The organism is Flavobacterium cyclinae (assembly GCF_021172145.1).
In the GTDB taxonomy this organism is placed as follows: Bacteria; Bacteroidota; Bacteroidia; order Flavobacteriales; family Flavobacteriaceae; genus Flavobacterium; species Flavobacterium cyclinae.
Map to the genome: position 1 here is coordinate 1,893,635 of NZ_CP089095.1, position 17,875 is coordinate 1,911,509.

The 17,875-nt window shown below is 32.1% G+C and carries 13 protein-coding genes; 8 read left to right on the forward strand and 5 right to left on the reverse strand.

Annotation, left to right across the window (positions count from 1 at the left end):
- Positions 1-22 precede the first annotated feature (22 nt).
- Together uvrA and LOS86_RS08835 are read left to right on the forward strand one after the other, a co-directional pair.
- Positions 23-2,812: an excinuclease ABC subunit UvrA gene (gene uvrA, locus LOS86_RS08830; RefSeq protein ID WP_231841741.1), complete on the forward strand. Its 2,790-nt coding sequence runs from the start codon at positions 23-25 to the stop codon at positions 2,810-2,812.
- A gap of 2 nt (positions 2,813-2,814) precedes the next feature.
- Positions 2,815-4,014, forward strand: a complete 1,200-nt coding sequence (locus LOS86_RS08835; protein ID WP_231841742.1) for an LETM1-related biofilm-associated protein — start codon at positions 2,815-2,817, stop codon at positions 4,012-4,014.
- A 71-nt stretch (positions 4,015-4,085) separates the two neighbouring features.
- Here LOS86_RS08835 and secA read toward each other — a convergent pair whose 3' ends face one another.
- From secA to LOS86_RS08855, 4 genes are all read right to left on the reverse strand, one after another.
- A complete protein-coding gene (gene secA / locus LOS86_RS08840; RefSeq protein WP_231841743.1) occupies positions 4,086-7,433 on the reverse strand; it encodes a preprotein translocase subunit SecA in 3,348 nt (1,115 codons plus the stop codon).
- Between the two features lie 86 nt (positions 7,434-7,519).
- A complete protein-coding gene (locus tag LOS86_RS08845; RefSeq protein ID WP_002986941.1) occupies positions 7,520-7,741 on the reverse strand; it encodes a DUF2795 domain-containing protein in 222 nt (73 codons plus the stop codon).
- Between the two features lie 167 nt (positions 7,742-7,908).
- The gene (locus LOS86_RS08850) at positions 7,909-8,478 is read right to left on the reverse strand and encodes a cob(I)yrinic acid a,c-diamide adenosyltransferase (RefSeq protein ID WP_231841744.1); all 570 of its coding nucleotides are present in this window, start codon (positions 8,476-8,478) and stop codon (positions 7,909-7,911) included.
- Between the two features lie 80 nt (positions 8,479-8,558).
- Positions 8,559-9,440: a PPK2 family polyphosphate kinase gene (locus tag LOS86_RS08855; RefSeq protein WP_231841745.1), complete on the reverse strand. Its 882-nt coding sequence runs from the start codon at positions 9,438-9,440 to the stop codon at positions 8,559-8,561.
- A gap of 65 nt (positions 9,441-9,505) precedes the next feature.
- Here LOS86_RS08855 and LOS86_RS08860 point away from each other — a divergent pair, with 65 nt between their 5' ends.
- The 4 genes from LOS86_RS08860 (at position 9,506) to LOS86_RS08875 (ending at position 12,309) form a co-directional block, all read left to right on the forward strand.
- Positions 9,506-10,327, forward strand: a complete 822-nt coding sequence (locus tag LOS86_RS08860) for a DUF6929 family protein (RefSeq protein WP_231841746.1) — start codon at positions 9,506-9,508, stop codon at positions 10,325-10,327.
- A gap of 164 nt (positions 10,328-10,491) precedes the next feature.
- Entirely contained in the window at positions 10,492-11,025 is a 534-nt protein-coding gene (locus tag LOS86_RS08865; protein WP_231841747.1) for an RNA polymerase sigma factor, read from the forward strand.
- A 2-nt stretch (positions 11,026-11,027) separates the two neighbouring features.
- Positions 11,028-11,921 (forward strand): hypothetical protein, encoded by an 894-nt coding sequence (locus LOS86_RS08870; RefSeq protein ID WP_231841748.1) that lies wholly within the window; start codon positions 11,028-11,030, stop codon positions 11,919-11,921.
- A 73-nt stretch (positions 11,922-11,994) separates the two neighbouring features.
- Positions 11,995-12,309 (forward strand): hypothetical protein, encoded by a 315-nt coding sequence (locus LOS86_RS08875; RefSeq protein WP_231841749.1) that lies wholly within the window; start codon positions 11,995-11,997, stop codon positions 12,307-12,309.
- 135 nt (positions 12,310-12,444) lie between these two features.
- Here the strand turns inward: LOS86_RS08875 and LOS86_RS08880 are convergent, their stop codons facing one another.
- Entirely contained in the window at positions 12,445-14,079 is a 1,635-nt protein-coding gene (locus LOS86_RS08880; protein WP_231841750.1) for an ABC-F family ATP-binding cassette domain-containing protein, read from the reverse strand.
- Between the two features lie 158 nt (positions 14,080-14,237).
- On the opposite strand from LOS86_RS08880, the gene LOS86_RS08885 reads away from it, so the two are divergent.
- Both LOS86_RS08885 and LOS86_RS08890 read left to right on the forward strand, forming a co-directional pair.
- Complete coding sequence (locus LOS86_RS08885; RefSeq protein WP_231841751.1) at positions 14,238-15,647, forward strand: T9SS type A sorting domain-containing protein; 1,410 nt, start codon at positions 14,238-14,240, stop codon at positions 15,645-15,647.
- A gap of 113 nt (positions 15,648-15,760) precedes the next feature.
- Positions 15,761-17,875, forward strand: coding sequence for a M3 family metallopeptidase (locus LOS86_RS08890; RefSeq protein ID WP_231841752.1), 2,115 nt, complete (start codon positions 15,761-15,763; stop codon positions 17,873-17,875).

Below are 17,875 nucleotides of genomic sequence, written 5' to 3' on the forward strand. Positions count from 1 at the left end.
TGCACATCATTTAAAAACTGCCATGAAAAAATTTGATTTTTCAAAACTAGAACCCAAAAAAAACATTTTAATAAAAGGAGCCCAATTACACAACCTTAAAAATTTAGATGTTGCTATTCCTAGAAATAAGTTAGTAGTAATTACTGGACTTTCGGGTTCAGGAAAATCAAGTTTGGCATTCGATACATTGTATGCCGAAGGACAACGTAGATATGTGGAAAGTTTATCATCATATGCTCGTCAGTTTTTAGGTAGGTTAGACAAACCAAAAGTAGAATATATAAAAGGGATAGCACCCGCAATCGCAATCGAACAAAAAGTAAATACTAGTAATGCTCGTTCTACTGTAGGAACTTCAACTGAAATTTATGATTATTTAAAATTGCTTTTTGCTCGAATTGGAAAAACCTACTCGCCTATTTCTGGTAAAGAAGTTAAGAAAGATACGGTTTCGGATGTTATTAATGAAATTAAAACATTTTCTATTGATAGCAAATGGCTTTTACTAGCTCCTATTCATTTAGAAGAAGGAAGAGCTTTAGAAGACAAACTAAAAGTATTATTACAACAAGGCTTTGCTCGTATTTTAGTGGATAACGAAATGGTTCGTTTGGATACCATAAACCAACATCAATTAGACAACAAAGACATTCTCCTTATCGTTGACCGAATCGTAGTTAAAGACGAAGAAGAATTCTATAATCGATTAGCCGATGCCGTTCAAACTGCTTTTTATGAAGGAAAAGGTATTTGTTATTTACAAGAAGTTGATTCACAAAAACGTTTAGAATTCAGTTCTAATTTTGAATTGGATGGCATTACTTTTTTAGAGCCGAACATTCACTTATTCAGCTTCAATAATCCTTATGGTGCATGTCCAACATGTGAAGGCTACGGAAGTGTTATCGGAATTGATGAAGATTTAGTGATTCCAAACACTGCTTTATCAGTTTATGAAAATGCTATTTTCCCTTGGAGAGGTGAAAGCATGAGTTGGTATCGCGACCAATTAGTAAATACCGCTTATAAATTTGATTTTCCTATTCACAAACCCTTTTTCGAACTTTCAGACGAACAAAAACAACTGATTTGGGATGGAAATTCGTATTTCACTGGTTTACATGATTTCTTTGCCGAATTAGAAGAAAAAAATTATAAAATTCAAAACCGTGTATTACTTTCGAGATATCGCGGAAAAACAAAATGTACCACTTGTAAAGGAAAACGTTTACGTTATGAAGCTAATTTCATTAAAGTTGGAGGAAAAACAATTTCTGATTTAGTGGATTTACCAATTGTAAACTTAATAGAATTCTTCAAAAAATTAGAATTAAACGAATATGATGCTAAAGTTGCCAAACGCTTATTAATTGAAATCAACAATCGTTTAGACTTCTTATACAATGTGGGATTGAGTTATTTGACTTTAAATCGTAATTCTAATACACTCTCTGGTGGAGAATCGCAACGAATTAACTTAGCGACTTCATTAGGTAGTAGTTTGGTAGGTTCGATGTATATTTTAGACGAACCAAGTATCGGTTTACATCCAAAAGATACGGAACGACTAATTGATGTTTTAAAAAATCTTCGCGATTTAGGAAATACCGTAATCGTAGTAGAGCACGACGAAGACATCATGAAAGCAGCCGATATGATTATTGACATTGGACCAGAAGCAGGAACTCATGGCGGTGAATTAGTAGCGCAAGGAACGTATAATGAAATTTTGAAAGCTGATTCATTAACAGCTAAATATCTGAACGGAAAAGAAGAAATTTCAGTTCCAAAAACTAGAAGAAAATTTAAAAATCATATCGAAGTTATTGGTGCAAGAGAAAATAACTTGAAAAATGAAAATTTCACTTTCCCATTAGAATGTCTGACAGTGATTACTGGAGTTTCAGGAAGTGGAAAAAGTACCTTGGTGAAGAAAATTTTATTTCCTGCCATTCAAAAGAAATTAGAAGGTGTTGGAGAAAAAGCAGGTCAATTTACCGAATTAGCTGGAAGTTTTTCACACATTAAACATATAGAATACGTTGACCAAAATCCGATTGGAAGAAGTTCGCGTTCGAATCCGGTTACCTATATTAAAGCTTACGATGATATTCGGGATTTATTTGCCAAACAAAACGTTTCCAAATTACGAAATTATCAAGCAAAACATTTCTCATTCAATGTTGATGGTGGAAGATGTGAAGTATGTAAAGGTGATGGCGAAGTAACGATTGAAATGCAATTTATGGCCGATGTTCACTTAGAATGTGAAGCTTGTAATGGAAAACGTTTCAAAAAAGAAGTGTTAGAAGTTACATTCGAAAACAAAAACATTGATGACATTTTAAAAATGACAATTGATGAAGCTTTATTATTCTTTACGGAACACAAACAGACCAAAATCACGCAAAAATTACAACCTTTGCAAGATGTAGGATTAGGTTATGTTCAATTAGGACAATCCTCTTCTACCCTTTCTGGTGGCGAGGCGCAACGTATAAAATTGGCTTCTTTTTTAGTAAAAGGCACTATTAAAGACCGAGCTTTGTTTGTATTTGACGAACCAACAACTGGATTGCATTTTCACGATATCAAAAAATTATTAGCTTCGTTTGATGCGTTGTTAGAAAAAGGTCATTCAATTATCGTGATTGAACACAATTTAGATTTAATCAAATGTGCTGATTATATTTTAGATATTGGTCCAGAAGGTGGCGAAAATGGAGGAAAATTAGTAGCTTTCGGAACACCTGAAGAAGTAGCTAAAAATAAAAATTCAGTTACAGGAAAATACTTAAAAGAAAAACTATAAACATGATAAACCCTTCTGCAAACGGATGGATTGACAAATTTTTTATTGAGAATAATGATAACTTCATTGATTTTCAAGGAAATACATTGTCTTTTTACGAAGATTGTAGAGCCACTGGTTTTATTTACGGATATGTAGTTTGTTACCAACTTCAAAATCAAATTAACACCACAAAATGGTCGTATGATGAAGTAACAAAAGTAGGATTTCTAAATACTTTATTTTCTGTTTATTGTTTAGAAAAAAATAATGGATCTAAGGAAGAATTTATTGACTTAGTGTATCAATTTTATAAAATAATTCAGCCTGAAAACTTAAATTTCATTAAGAAATTATTACCAGAAGGTTCCTTAAGTTATCGTTTAGAAAGTATTATTGACGAAAGAATTCAAACAAATAGTAATACGATAAGTAAGAATTTCTCTCATATTATTACAAATGCATTATTATTTATTGATGTATTAGCATTTGAGCACTTTTTAAAAAACAATACTTTGCCAGCTGATTATTTAAAAAATATAGAATCAGATTGTATTAAAATTGTTTCCTTGGCTTTAAAAATCAAAGAGAAAAAGTCGAAATACGATGAATTATTGGTGAAATTATTTGAAAATTCGATTCGTTATACCAAATTTAATTCTATAGAAAATATTGAATTAGCAGAAATCAAACTAATTCGCTATTCTTCATTCATGGAAAAATTATATTTACTTGATATAGCCCAAATGGCATTATGGAGTGATGAAAAATTAGAACCTAAAGAAATTGATTTCTTGAAGCAATTAAGTTTGGATTTGGAATTAGATGCATCATTACTTGAAAAAAGTTCTAATGAAATCAATAATTTCATAACAAAATACAAAGAAGAAATTCCGTTTTTCAACTACTCAAATCCAATAAAGCATTTTTACGATCAAGCCAATAAAAATGTAACCAAACTTATTATTCGCAACAAAGATAGATTAACTAAAGAAATCAAAGAAAGTGGCGAATTGATGCAACTTTTAGCGAAATCCACCACAAAGGATTTAAGCAAAGAAGAAAAAAAGAAAGTAAAAAAACAAATACTCGATATCTGCAAAACCGTTCCATCACTAACTATCTTTTTACTTCCTGGTGGCGGACTTTTATTGCCTATTTTGATAAAATTTATTCCGCAATTATTACCTTCAGCTTTTAATGAGAATTTAGAAGATTCTTAAATTATCTTTTAAAAAAATCCCCAATTACATTTGTAATTGAGGATTAATTTATCTGATTTTTGTAATTACTATTACTCGTTTACCAAAACCCATTCGCCAGAAGCTAACATGCTTTCTGCTTTTTTGTATTTCATGGTTTCGCTTTTTCCACTCATTACGTGTTTGATGGTAACGGTGTCATTACGATTGATTTTTGGCATCTCTCTCGTAATCGTTTCTGTAACTTGAGGTCTTTGACTTGCCATTTCTCCAGCTTTTTTAGCTTCTGAAGCTGGTGCATTTAAATCTTCTTTAGTTTCTGTATATTGCTCTTTACGAGTTTCTTGTCTTGCTTCTTGAATGTTTTCATTTCGATGTGGTAAATCACCTTTAAATAAGAACGAAATTACTTCTTTATTTACATCGTCAATCATTTTCTTGAACAAGTTGAATGCTTCAAATTTGTAAATCAATAGTGGATCTTTTTGTTCGTGAACCGCTAACTGAACTGATTGCTTCAATTCGTCCATTTTACGTAAGTGTTTTTTCCAAGCTTCATCTACAATTGCTAGTGTGATGTTTTTCTCAAAATCAGCCACTAACGAACGCCCTTCAGTTGTATACGCTTTTTCTAAATCGGTTACTACGTTTAACGTTTTAATTCCGTCTGTAAATGGAACTACAATTCGTTGGTATTGACCGTTATTATTTTCGTATACATTTTTAATAATTGGATACGATTCACTTGCATCTCTTGCTATTTTCTCTTCATAATGCGCTAAAACGGCTTTGTACACTTTACCAGTGATTTCTCTAACTGATAATTTTGAGAATTCCGCTGTTGTAACTGGCGCACTGATTGAGAAATAACGAATTAATTCAAACTCGAAGTTTTTGAAATCTTCTGCCAGTTTGTTTTGCTCCACTACTAATTCGCAAGTATCGTACATCATATTCGCAATATCCACTTTCAAACGTTCTCCATGTAAAGCGTGACGTCTTCTTTTGTATACTACTTCTCTTTGAGCATTCATAACGTCATCATATTCTAACAAACGTTTACGAACACCAAAGTTATTTTCTTCTACTTTTTTCTGCGCTCTTTCGATAGATTTTGTCATCATCGAATGTTGGATTACTTCTCCTTCTTTCAGACCAATTCTATCCATAACTTTCGCTACTCTTTCTGAACCGAATAAACGCATTAAGTTATCTTCCAAAGACACATAGAATTGAGAACTACCTACATCTCCTTGACGACCCGCACGACCACGTAACTGACGGTCTACACGACGCGAATCGTGACGTTCTGTTCCGATAATAGCTAAACCACCTGCTTTCTTCACTTCGTCAGACAATTTAATATCGGTACCACGACCTGCCATATTCGTTGCAATTGTAACTACTCCAGGCTTACCTGCTTCCGCTACAATTTCAGCCTCGCTTTTGTGCATTTTAGCATTCAATACGTTGTGTTGAATACCTCTTAATTTCAACATTCGGCTTAATAATTCCGAAATCTCTACTGAAGTTGTTCCAATCAATACCGGTCTTCCTGCATTTGATAATTGCACTACATCTTCGATAACGGCGTTGAATTTCTCACGAACCGTTCTGTAAATTAAATCGTCTTTATCTTTACGAGCAATTGGACGATTCGTTGGAATTTCTACTACATCTAATTTGTAGATTTCCCAGAACTCTCCTGCTTCTGTTGAAGCTGTTCCCGTCATACCTCCCAACTTATTATACATACGGAAATAATTCTGTAAAGTAATAGTAGCGAAAGTTTGCGTTGCTGCTTCGATTTTTACATTTTCTTTAGCTTCGATTGCTTGGTGTAAACCATCCGAGTAACGACGACCATCCATGATACGTCCTGTTTGCTCATCTACAATCATTACTTTATTGTCCATGATAACGTATTCTGTATCTTTTTCGAATAAAGTATACGCTTTTAATAACTGCGTTAACGTGTGAATACGCTCTGATTTTACAGAGAAATCACGGAATAATTCTTCTTTTTTCTCAGCTGCTTCTTCTGGAGATAAATTTTCTCTTTCGATTTGGGCAATTCCTGTTCCAATATCTGGTAAAACGAAGAATTGAGCATCCGTATCTGTTGATAAAAACTGAATTCCGTTATCCGTTAATTCAACTTGGTTATTTTTTTCTTCGATAACAAAGTACAATGCCTCATCAATTTTTGGCATCTCTTTGTTGTTATCTTGCATGTAATAATTCTCTGTTTTTTGAAGTAATTGTTTAACTCCTTCTTCCGATAAGAATTTGATTAACGCTTTACTCTTTGGTAATGCTCTGTGCGAGCGTAATAAATAGAAACCAGCGTCTTTAGTATTTCCTTCTTTGAATAAACGTTTTGCTTCTGTCAAACAATCTGTAGCTAATTTACGTTGTAACGTAACTAAGTTTTCAACTTTTGGTTTTAATTCTAAGAATTCGTGACGATCTCCTTGCGGTACTGGTCCAGAAATAATTAATGGTGTTCTAGCATCATCAATTAATACCGAATCAACCTCATCGACAATAGCATAATTGTGTTTACGTTGTACCAAATCTTCTGGAGCATGCGCCATGTTATCACGAAGGTAATCGAAACCAAATTCGTTATTGGTTCCGTACGTAATATCTGCTTCGTATGCTTTTCTTCTTTCTGGAGAGTTTGGTTGGTGATTATCAATACAATCAACTGTTAATCCATGGAATTCGAATAAAGGAGCTTTCCACGTACTATCACGACGCGCTAAGTAATCATTCACGGTTACTAAGTGCACTCCGTTTCCTGTTAACGCATTCAAGTATAATGGTAATGTTGCTACTAAAGTTTTACCTTCTCCTGTTTGCATTTCGGCAATTTTACCTTGATGCAACACCACTCCACCAATCAGCTGAACATCGTAGTGAATCATATCCCAAGTGATGGCTTTACCAGCAGCATCCCAAGAGTTTGCCCAAGTAGCATTATCACCTTCAATATTGATATATGGTTTTGTAGCTGATAACTCTCTGTCTTTTGGAGTAGCAGTTACAGTAATTGTTGTATTGTCTTTAAAACGACGAGCGGTTTCTTTCACCACTGCAAAAGCTTCAGGAAGAATTTCATTTAATACTTTCTCAGAAATTTCATAAGCTTCTTTCTCAATTTTATCGATTTCTGCGTAGATATCTTCACGAGCATCAATATCTTGAGTTTGCTCAGCATCTTGTTTTAAAGAAGCAATTTTAGCGTCTTTATCAGCGCGAGCATTTTGAATTTTAGCTTTGAATTCGGCTGTTTTAGCACGTAATTCGTCATGCGATAAGGCTTGTAATGCGCCTTCAAATGATTTAATTTTGGTAATGATAGGTTGAATCGCTTTTACATCTTTCTCCGATTTATCCCCCACAAAAGCCTTCAATATAGAATTTATGATACTCATAATTTTGTTATTTCAATATAGTTTGCAAATATAACCAAAAAAAAAGCCTCAGTAAAGAGACTTATTTCTGTTGTGTTTATTTATTTTTAATATTCGTCCTCATTCCAAAGATAATCTTCGTCTGTAGGATAATCAGGCCAAATCTCTTCCATTGATTCATAGATTTCCCCTTCGTCTTCTATAGACTGTAAGTTTTCCACTACTTCTAATGGAGCTCCAGTTCTAATAGCGTAGTCGATAAGTTCGTCTTTGGTAGCTGGCCATGGTGCATCGCTCAAATAGGATGCTAATTCTAAAGTCCAATACATCTTTTTATCGATTTAAGTTTATGCAAAAATAAATTTATTACTTAAAAAGTCAAGTTTTTTTTTACTTTTTTTATTAAAATTTAAGAACGTTTTTTTTTAATGTTCAAAACATGACTTTTTATTACTATTTTCGGGCATATTGAACACTTAAAACTGATTACTTATTACTATTTTCTAGGAATCCATTTTACTTCATCAGCGTTCAAATCATGGGACAACTTTCGTGCCAACACAAAAAGGTAGTCAGAAAGTCGGTTTAGGTACTTAATTACGCGTTCATCTGTGGGTTCTATGTCATTCAAATGTACAGCTAAACGCTCGGCTCTTCGGCATACGCAGCGTGCTATATGACAATATGACACAGTTGTGTGTCCGCCTGGCAAAACAAAATGTGTCATTGGAGGTAACGCTTCTTCCATAGTATCAATTTCGTTTTCCAAAAATTCAATATCCGATTCCACTATACCAAGGTTTTGCAAGCGTGGCTGACCATTTTTCAAGGTTTCTTTTTCGGGCGGTGTTGCTAAAATAGCTCCAACAGTAAATAATCTATCTTGAACTTCGATTAGTACTTTTTTGTATAAATCGCTCATGTCTTGATCACGAATTAATCCAATATGCGAATTCAATTCGTCAACAGTTCCATAACTTTCAATTCGGATATGATGTTTGGGCACACGCGTTCCTCCAAATAATGCTGTGGTTCCGGTGTCTCCTGTTTTTGTATATACTTTCATTCTATCAGTTTATTGTTTTTAATTTTAGTTATTCATATAACTTGAAATTGTTCTTAAAATTGTTGTTGATTCTTTCAAATTTATTGTTCACTTGCCAGTTTATCTCGATACATTTTAATGTTATCTTTTATTTCTTGTTCAAGCTCTGGCTCTTTTATATCCGTATATTTTTCTAGTTCTTTTAAGATTGATTTTGCTACTAAATATCGAGCTGTTTCTTTATTATCTGCTGGAATTATATACCAAGGAGCATATGCTTTAGATGTTTTATTGATTGCTTCTTCATAACATCTTTGATATTCATCCCACAATTCCCTTTCGTTTAAATCACTTGGAGAAAATTTCCAATTATGTTTTTCAGTTTCTAATCTTCTAATCAAGCGGTGTCTTTGTTCTTCTTTGCTTAAATGCAAGAAAAACTTCAATATGATAATGCCATTTTGAGAAATATGTTTTTCAAAATTATTAATACTTTCAAAACGATTTTCCCAAAATTCAGTTGTAATGTTTTCTACAGTTGTAATACCTGGAATATTCTCATTTAAAATATAATTAGGATGCACTCTGGTTACCAAAACATTTTCATAATGAGTTCTGTTAAAAACAGAAAATTTGCCTTTTTCTGGTAAAGCTATGTAATGACGCCATAGAAAATCATGCTCTAATTCGTTTGCGTTTGGTGTTTTAAAACTATGTACCACTACTCCACGTGCATTAAATTCTTTAAATACTTCACGAACAAGACTATCTTTTCCAGCAGTATCCATACCTTGTAAACAAATAAGCACACCATATTTATTGTGCGCATAAAGTTTATCTTGTAATTTACTTAATTTAATTCTGATTTTATCGAGTTCTTTTTCCTTTTTCTTTTCCGAAGCTTCAACATCTATATGAGTTGGAATTGAACTCAATTTAATATTTGAAGAAACTTTTAGGTGATCAATTTCGATATTTTTCATTTTAATAGGTAATAATGTGGTAAAGTTAGTATTTTTAAATCTTAAAAAATCGCATTTGTAAAAATATGGAAAATTTTAAACTTACTACTTTCGCAACCATACAAGGCATTTCTTCAGCATCTGGATTGGTGTATTCGCAAGATGTGCTATTTTTAATTTCAGATTCAAGTCAATATTTATATCAATTTGATATGAATAGAAAACTTTTATTAAAATTTCCATTAGTAAAAGAAGCAAAAGAGCAAATTGAAAAAGAAAACAAACCTGATTTAGAAAGTATTACGCAATATGGAAATCAACTCATTATGTTGGGCTCTGGTTCTACTGCAAAACGAAACACTATGTACGCTTTAGATTTGGGTTCGGATGCTTTACAATCGCAAGATTTATCGAATCTATATCAAAAATTAAAAGATATTGGTTCGTTTACTGATGACCAACTAAACATTGAAGGCGCTATTTATGCGCATCAAACTATGTTGTTGTTCCAAAGAGGCAATTCAAAAAACAGTAGAAATGGCATTTTTATCATACCAAATAACCAAGAAGATGGTATAAAATTTGTACCGATTTCGCTTCCAACGTTAGATGATATTGAAACCACTTTTACCGATGCTGTTTTAGTTAATGATAAAATTTATTTCTTGGCTTGCGCCGAAAACACGGAATCTACTTATGAAGATGGCGAAGTTTTAGGAACCATTCTAGGTATTATGCATGCACCAACTTTTGAAATTATTGATGTGAAATTGTTATCGGAACATCAGAAATTTGAAGGCATTACATTTTACAAGGAATCAGAAATTGAAATTGAGTTTTTATTGTGTGAAGACAATGATACAGAAAGTTTAGAAGCTGAAATTTATAAGTTAACGTTGAAGAAATAATTTTTTTCACTTCCTTCCCAACCTTTTACCAACTTTTCTGCTCTATATAAAAAAGCGAAGTCAAGAGCAAGGTCAAAATCAAGAACAAGTTCAATTTCAAAAGCAAAAAAAATTGAACATTGAAGTTGAAATTGAACTTGATTTTTGAAAATAAAAACATTTTTATGGATGTAAAACACATACAAGGCTGCCGAAAACAACACCGCGAAGCGCAACGCATGGTGTATGAAATTATGGCACCAAAACTCTATCGTTTGTGCAAACGGTATTTAAAAAAGGAGGAAGAAATAGAAGAAGTATTGGCCGATGCTTTTTTTACCATATTCACAAAAATTGAACAGCTGAAAGAGGATTTGGCATTTGAAGCTTGGGCACGAAAAATAACGGTGAACAACTGTCTGTTACAAATAAAAAAGAACATCAACTTTAATTTGTATTTAGAAGACGTGAGTTACAATTCGCAACCCTTAGCTGATGAAGTCACCGATTTAGAAGAAGAAGATTTACTCAATTTACTTCAATACATACCCGATGGCTGCCAAACGATTTTTAATTTGTTTGTGATTGAAGGTTATTCGCACAAAGAAATTGCCGAACAATTGGGAATAAGTGAAGGAACATCGAAATCGCAATTAAATGCGGCGAAAAGTAAATTAAAGGAATTGGTAAGAACTTTCTATTATCAAAAAGCAAAATAGTCATGGGAACAGAAGAAAAATTATATAAAAAAATGCAAAAGGCTGCAGAAAACGCAGAGCAAAAAGACTTTCCAGGTATGGAGAAGATTTGGGCACGTGTAGAAGACAAGCTAGAAACACAAACCTTAAAAAAAGAGAAACATTTGTGGAAAAAAATAGCGGTTGCAGCTTCAATTGTATTGGTAGGAACCTTAACTTTTTTCTTACTACAAGAAAGAGAAAATGTTATAATTCCTGAAAACACGATCACTACAATAGATTCATCAAAAAACAATATTCCAACACCAGAATCCACTAGTAGTTATGTAATAACAAACCCCGAAATTAAAAAAGACGCTGAACAAATTTTACAACAACAAATCGTGATCCAAAACAACATTGTAATTAACGACACCATAAATTACAAATCAAAAAAAGAAGTTGTAGTTGGTTCACCAATTGCCGTGGAAGAAGTACAAGAAATGGCAAAAACGAGTTTGGTTCCTTCGTATCAGAATAATATTTCGAATTCGGCTTCGATAAACAATATGGGGTATTTAGCAAAAGGAAAACAATACGATTTTAAAATGAATTTGGCAGATACAACTCAGGATAAAGATAAAAAAGCAGCAAATGATGATTTACTACTTATTAATGTTGAATTGAGTAAAAAATCGCTTTCCAACCTCAATCCAGATGAAATAGAGTCTATTGTTGAACTAAAGGAACCAATTTATTTTATTAATGGTGTTGAATATTCGGAAGCATCATTATTTGGAGAAAATCCAACGAGTCCGTATGCGCCATTATCTAAACAAAAAATTGAAAAAATTGAAGTCATTCAACCTGTAGATGCTGTAAAAATATATGGTAAAAAAGGTGAAAAAGGAGTGGTTATTATTTTGATTAAGAAATAACATAGTTAAATTCAAAGTCAAGAGCAAATTCAAGAACAAGTTCAATATCAAATTCAAAAATCAAAACATAAAAATGAAAAAATTAAAATTCACACTAACAATTGTTATACTATTTTTAGTAAATATCACTTTTAGTCAAGATAAGAATGTAAAAATTGTTTCCAAAAAAAACGATCCATTAATTGTTGTAAACGATTCCATCTTAAAATATGAAGTTATGGCATATTTAAATCCTAATGATATAGCATCAGTAATGGTTTGGAAAGATGAAAAAGCGATTGAATTGTATGGTGACAAAGGAAAATTTGGTGTAATTGCAATAACCACTAAAAACATTTCTAAAAGAAAACTTAGAAAAATTTTTAAAGAATTTAAAGATGAATTTTAAACATTTGGATAAATGCTCTAAATGAAACTTAGATAAAAAATCCTGCAATATTTTAAGTCTATATTGCAGGATTTTAAATATTAAGATATTTTCAAACTAAAGTTGAAAACTGAGACTGAGACTGAAAACGCAACACTATTTCTCAATCTCTTTCAACGATTCCATTTTCTTGTGTGCTAAGAAACCTTTGATATCTTCAAAATGTTCTTTAACGCGTTTGTGTCCGAATTCAAATACTTTTTCGGCCAAACCATCAAGGAAATCACGGTCGTGTGAAACTAAAATTAATGTTCCGTCAAAATCACGTAATGCATCTTTGATGATGTCTTTTGTTTTCATATCTAAGTGATTTGTTGGCTCATCCAGAATTAAAACGTTTACCGGTTCTAACAACAATTTAATCATCGCTAAACGTGTTTTTTCTCCCCCAGAAAGCACTTTTACTTTCTTTTGAATATCGTCGCCTTTAAACATGAAAGCGCCCAACATATCTTTAATTTTCGTACGAATATCGCCAACCGCAATTCGATCAATTGTATCAAAAACGGTTAATTCTCCATCTAATAGAGCGGCTTGATTTTGAGCAAAATACCCAATTTGAGCATTGTGACCAATTTCAACTTTTCCTCCTTCGTATTCAATTTCGCCCATAATGGCCTTAATCATAGTTGATTTCCCTTCTCCATTTTTTCCTACAAAAGCCACTTTTTGTCCTCTTTCAATAACCAAATTAGCATTATTAAACACTACATGATCACCATATTTTTTGGTTAACTCTGATACAACAACAGGATATTGTCCTGAACGTGGTGAAGGTGGAAATTTCAATTTTAATGCCGAAGTATCTACTTCATCTACTTCAACTAGAACTAATTTTTCTAACATTCTAACACGCGATTGCACTTGCTCAGTCTTAGAATACGTTCCTTTGAATCGTTCAATAAAAGCTTGATTTTCCGCAATAAATTTCTGTTGCTCATCGTACGCTTTTTGTTGGTGAATTCTTCTATCTTGACGTAAAACCAAATAATCTGAATATTTCGCTTTGTAATCGTAAATTCTTCCCATTGTAACTTCAATGGTACGATTGGTAATATTATCTACAAACGCTCTATCGTGCGAAATAACCATAACCGCTTTAGCCTGATTCATTAAGAATTCTTCTAACCATTGAATACTCTCCATATCTAAGTGATTCGTTGGCTCATCTAAAAGAATCAAATCAGGTTTTTTCAATAGGATTTTGGCTAACTCAATACGCATTCTCCAACCTCCAGAAAACTCAGATGTTAATCGAGTGAAATCTTCTCTTTCAAAACCCAAACCTTTTAATACTTTTTCAACCTCTGCTTCATAATTTACTTCTTCAATCGAATAAAATTTTTCAGATAATTCCGAAACGCGTTCGATTAACTTCATGTAGTCATCACTTTCATAATCAGTACGAACGGTTAATTGCTCATTGATATCATCAATTTCTTTTTTCATATTTAAAACTTCAGAAAAAGCTTTTGAAGTTTCTTCCATAACCGTACAATTATCTGAAGTAAGTAAATGCTGAGGTAAATAAGCAATTACAGCATCACTAGGTGCCGAAATTCCACCTCGTGTAGGTTTATTAGCTCCAGCTACAATCTTTAGTAAGGTTGATTTTCCAGCACCATTTTTACCCATTAGGGCAATTTTATCATTTTCATTAATAGCAAAAGTAATATCACTAAATAGGGTTGTTCCACCAAATTCTACGGCAATGTCGTTAACTGTAATCATTTTTTTAAGTAAAAAGTTATAAGTAAAAAGCTAAAAGGCATTTACTGAAATTTTTGAAGGTGCAAAGATAATTTAATTGAATCATTTTAAATTAAAACTTTAGAACTAATTTGTTAATGAAATATTTTATATATTTTTGATAAACAAAAAACAAACAAATGAAAAAAAGCTACATTCTACTTTCTTTAATTTTATTAAGCAATTTTATTTTTTCAAAAAGTAATTCATTAGTTCCACCAACAGTAACAGCAACTTTTACATCATCAATTTGTGATGGGTCAGTAACTGATATTGTCCTAAATAGTGATACGCCTAACACTACTTATACATGGGCTGCCACCACCAATAATATAAGTAATTCCTTTTTACCTTTTGGAAATGAAACAAATATCAATCAAACAGTAAATCTAGCAAACTCACAATTGAATGGTAATATAATATTATCAATAACACCGAGAGCAAATGGAGAAGATGGAAATCCAATAAATATTATGATTACAGTAAATCCTATACCTGTAGCAATACCATCTCCAAATCTATCTATTTGTAGTAATGAATTCGCAGATCTTTATCTTGCTTCAACATTATCTGGAACTTATTTCACTTGGACTTCAACTTCTACTAATTTAACTGGTGCTTCATCTGGGACAGGATTGTCGATTAATGACTTTTTAGCAGTAATTGACAACACAATGATTGGTACTGCTATATATTATGTAACCCCTGTTAGAGGTGTTTGTCAAGGAAGCCCAATTACTTTAACTGTATATGTAAATCCTTCGCCCAATACAGGACTAGATGGTGATATTTCGGCAAGTGAAACTTCAACTACACCCATTGATCTATTTTCAATAATTTCAGGAGAAGAAGCTGGAGGAACATGGACAAGAACAGTTGGAACCGGAGGAACTTTTGATGCTATAGGAGGAACATTTACTCCTGAAGCCGGAGCCTCAAATAGTTCATTTAAATATGAATTAATAGATGACAATACAGGCTGCTATAGCTTTTCTACAGCTACAGTAAATATTGACATAGTTCCTATTGGAATTGCAAATACAACTAATCAAACTATTAATAATAATGATTTTTCTAATATTGTATTATCAAGTAGTAATGTATCAAATTCAAATTTTACTTGGACATTTACAGCAAACAATATTAGCGGAGCTTCAAATGGATCAGGAACTACTATTGCACAACAACTTTCTTTAATAGATGTTAACGCAAATGGTTATGTAGATTATACAATTACACCTATAAACAATACTGCTATTGGGAATACTTTTAGTGCTAGGGTAAATGTCCAATCTACTCTAAATTCTGAAACTTTTATAATTGATAATTTTAAATTAATTCCAAATCCTGTTATAGATAATTTAAATATTGAAAGTGATAATCAAATTAGAAATATCAGAATTTACAATCAATTAGGACAAATAATATTTTCAAACGAAATAAATAACAATAAAAGAACTCTAGATTTATCGAATCTAAGTTCGGGTATTTACACTATTTTTATTGAAACGAACGCGCGAACTTTAAATAAAAAGATTATAAAACAATAAAACATAAAACTCCTGAATCTCTAGGAGTTTTTTTATGTCAAATTCACAAAATATAGTTAAGTTTTGGTGTTAGCAGTAAAATAAATTATTTTTACGTTTTAAATTTCACAATAATGAAAATCAAAACCATACTATTATTTTCAGCAATTACTTCTGCTATAACAATTAACGCACAAGACAAAACCAATATGAATCCGTTTTTTGAAACGTACACAACACCTTATCAAGTTCCGCCTTTTCATTTGATAAAAAATGAACATTTTAAACCCGCAATTTTAGAAGGAATAAAAAAACAAGAAGCAGAAATCAAAGCAATCGTTTCTAACAAAGAAAAACCTACGTTTGAAAACACGATTTTAGCTATGGAAAACTCAGGTAAACTTTTATCTAAAGTATCCACTGTTTTTTATAATCTTAATAGCGCTAATACCAACGAAGAAATTCAAGCTATTGCTAAAGAATTGGCACCAAGATTATCGGCTCATAATGATAATATCAATTTAAATCCTGAATTATTCCAACGAGTAAAAACGGTTTGGGACAATCAGGCCAACCTAAATTTGAACAAAGAGCAAAGCAAAATATTAGAAAACTTATATAAAAACTTTGTTCGAAGTGGTGCAAATTTATCAGAAGAAAACAAAAAAAGACTAAGAGAAATTAACGCTGAAATGGCGGTAGCTACTCTTAAATATGGCCAAAATATATTAGCCGAAACGAATGCATATGAATTGGTTATTTCAGATAAAAAAGATTTAGAAGGATTACCAAATGAGCTTATTGAAGCAGCATCATCTGAAGCAAAATCAAGAGGTAAAGAAGGTAAATGGGTTTTTACATTATCAAATTCTAGCGTGATGCCATTTCTTCAGTACAGTTCAAACAGAAAGTTGCGTAAGGAAATTTGGAATGCCTATCAAATGCGTGCAAATCAGAATAACGACAAAGACAATAAAGAATTGGCAATTACAATTGCAAATTTAAGAGGTGAAAGAGCTCGTTTGTTAGGATATAATACACATGCTGATTATGTTTTAGAAAAATCAATGGCTAAAAATCCAGAAACGGCAACTAAATTGTTAATGGATTTATGGACACCTGCTTTAAATATGGCAAAACAAGAAGCTGATGATATTAAAAAAATGATGGTAAAAGACGGCATAAAAGGTAATGTTGAACCTTATGATTGGAGATATTATGCTGAGAAAATTCGCAAAGAACGATTTGATTTAAACGAACAAGAAATGAAACCTTACTTTAGTTTAGATAGAACTAGAGAAGGTATTTTTACCGTTTGTAAAAATTTATATGGTTTACAATTTAATCCTTTAAAAGAAGTACCCACCTATCATGAAGATGTAACGGTGTGGGAAGTAAAGGATACTTTCGAAAATCTTATTGGAATTTTATATATGGATTTTCACCCAAGAGCTTCTAAACGAGGTGGTGCTTGGATGACTTCTTACCGAACTCAAAAAATGGAAAATGGAAAACGTGTTGTTCCAATTGTTTCTATTGTTTGTAATTTTACTAAACCTACTGAAAATGCTCCTGCTTTACTAACTTTTGATGAAGTAAGTACCTTTTTTCATGAATTTGGACACGCTTTACATGGATTATTATCAAATGTGACTTATGAAAGTTTAGCTGGAACAAATGTTCCAAGAGATTTTGTAGAATTACCGTCGCAAATTATGGAAAACTGGGCAGCTGAACCTGAAGTTTTAAAAATGTATGCAAAACACTATAAAACAGGTGAAGTAATCCCGGATGCAATGATTGAAAAAATGCAAAAAGCAGGAACTTTTGATCAAGGATTTGCAACTACAGAATATTTAGCTGCTGCATTATTAGATATGGATTATCACACTCAAAAAATAATGATTAAAGTTGATTCTGAAACTTTTGAAAACGAATCCATGAAAAAAATTGGATTAACCAATGAAATCATTCCAAGATATAGAAGTACGTATTTCAATCATATTTTTGCAGGTGGATATTCTGCTGGCTATTACAGTTATATATGGTCAGGAGTTTTAGATACTGATGCTTTTGAAGTATTTAAATTGAATGGATTATTCAATCAAGATTATGCTAAATCATTCCGAACCAATATTTTAGAAAAAGGAGGAACAGAAGAGCCTATGGTGCTTTACAAAAACTTCAGAGGTGATGCTCCAAGCGTAAAACCTTTATTACGAAAAAGAGGTTTAGATCAAGTAAAATAA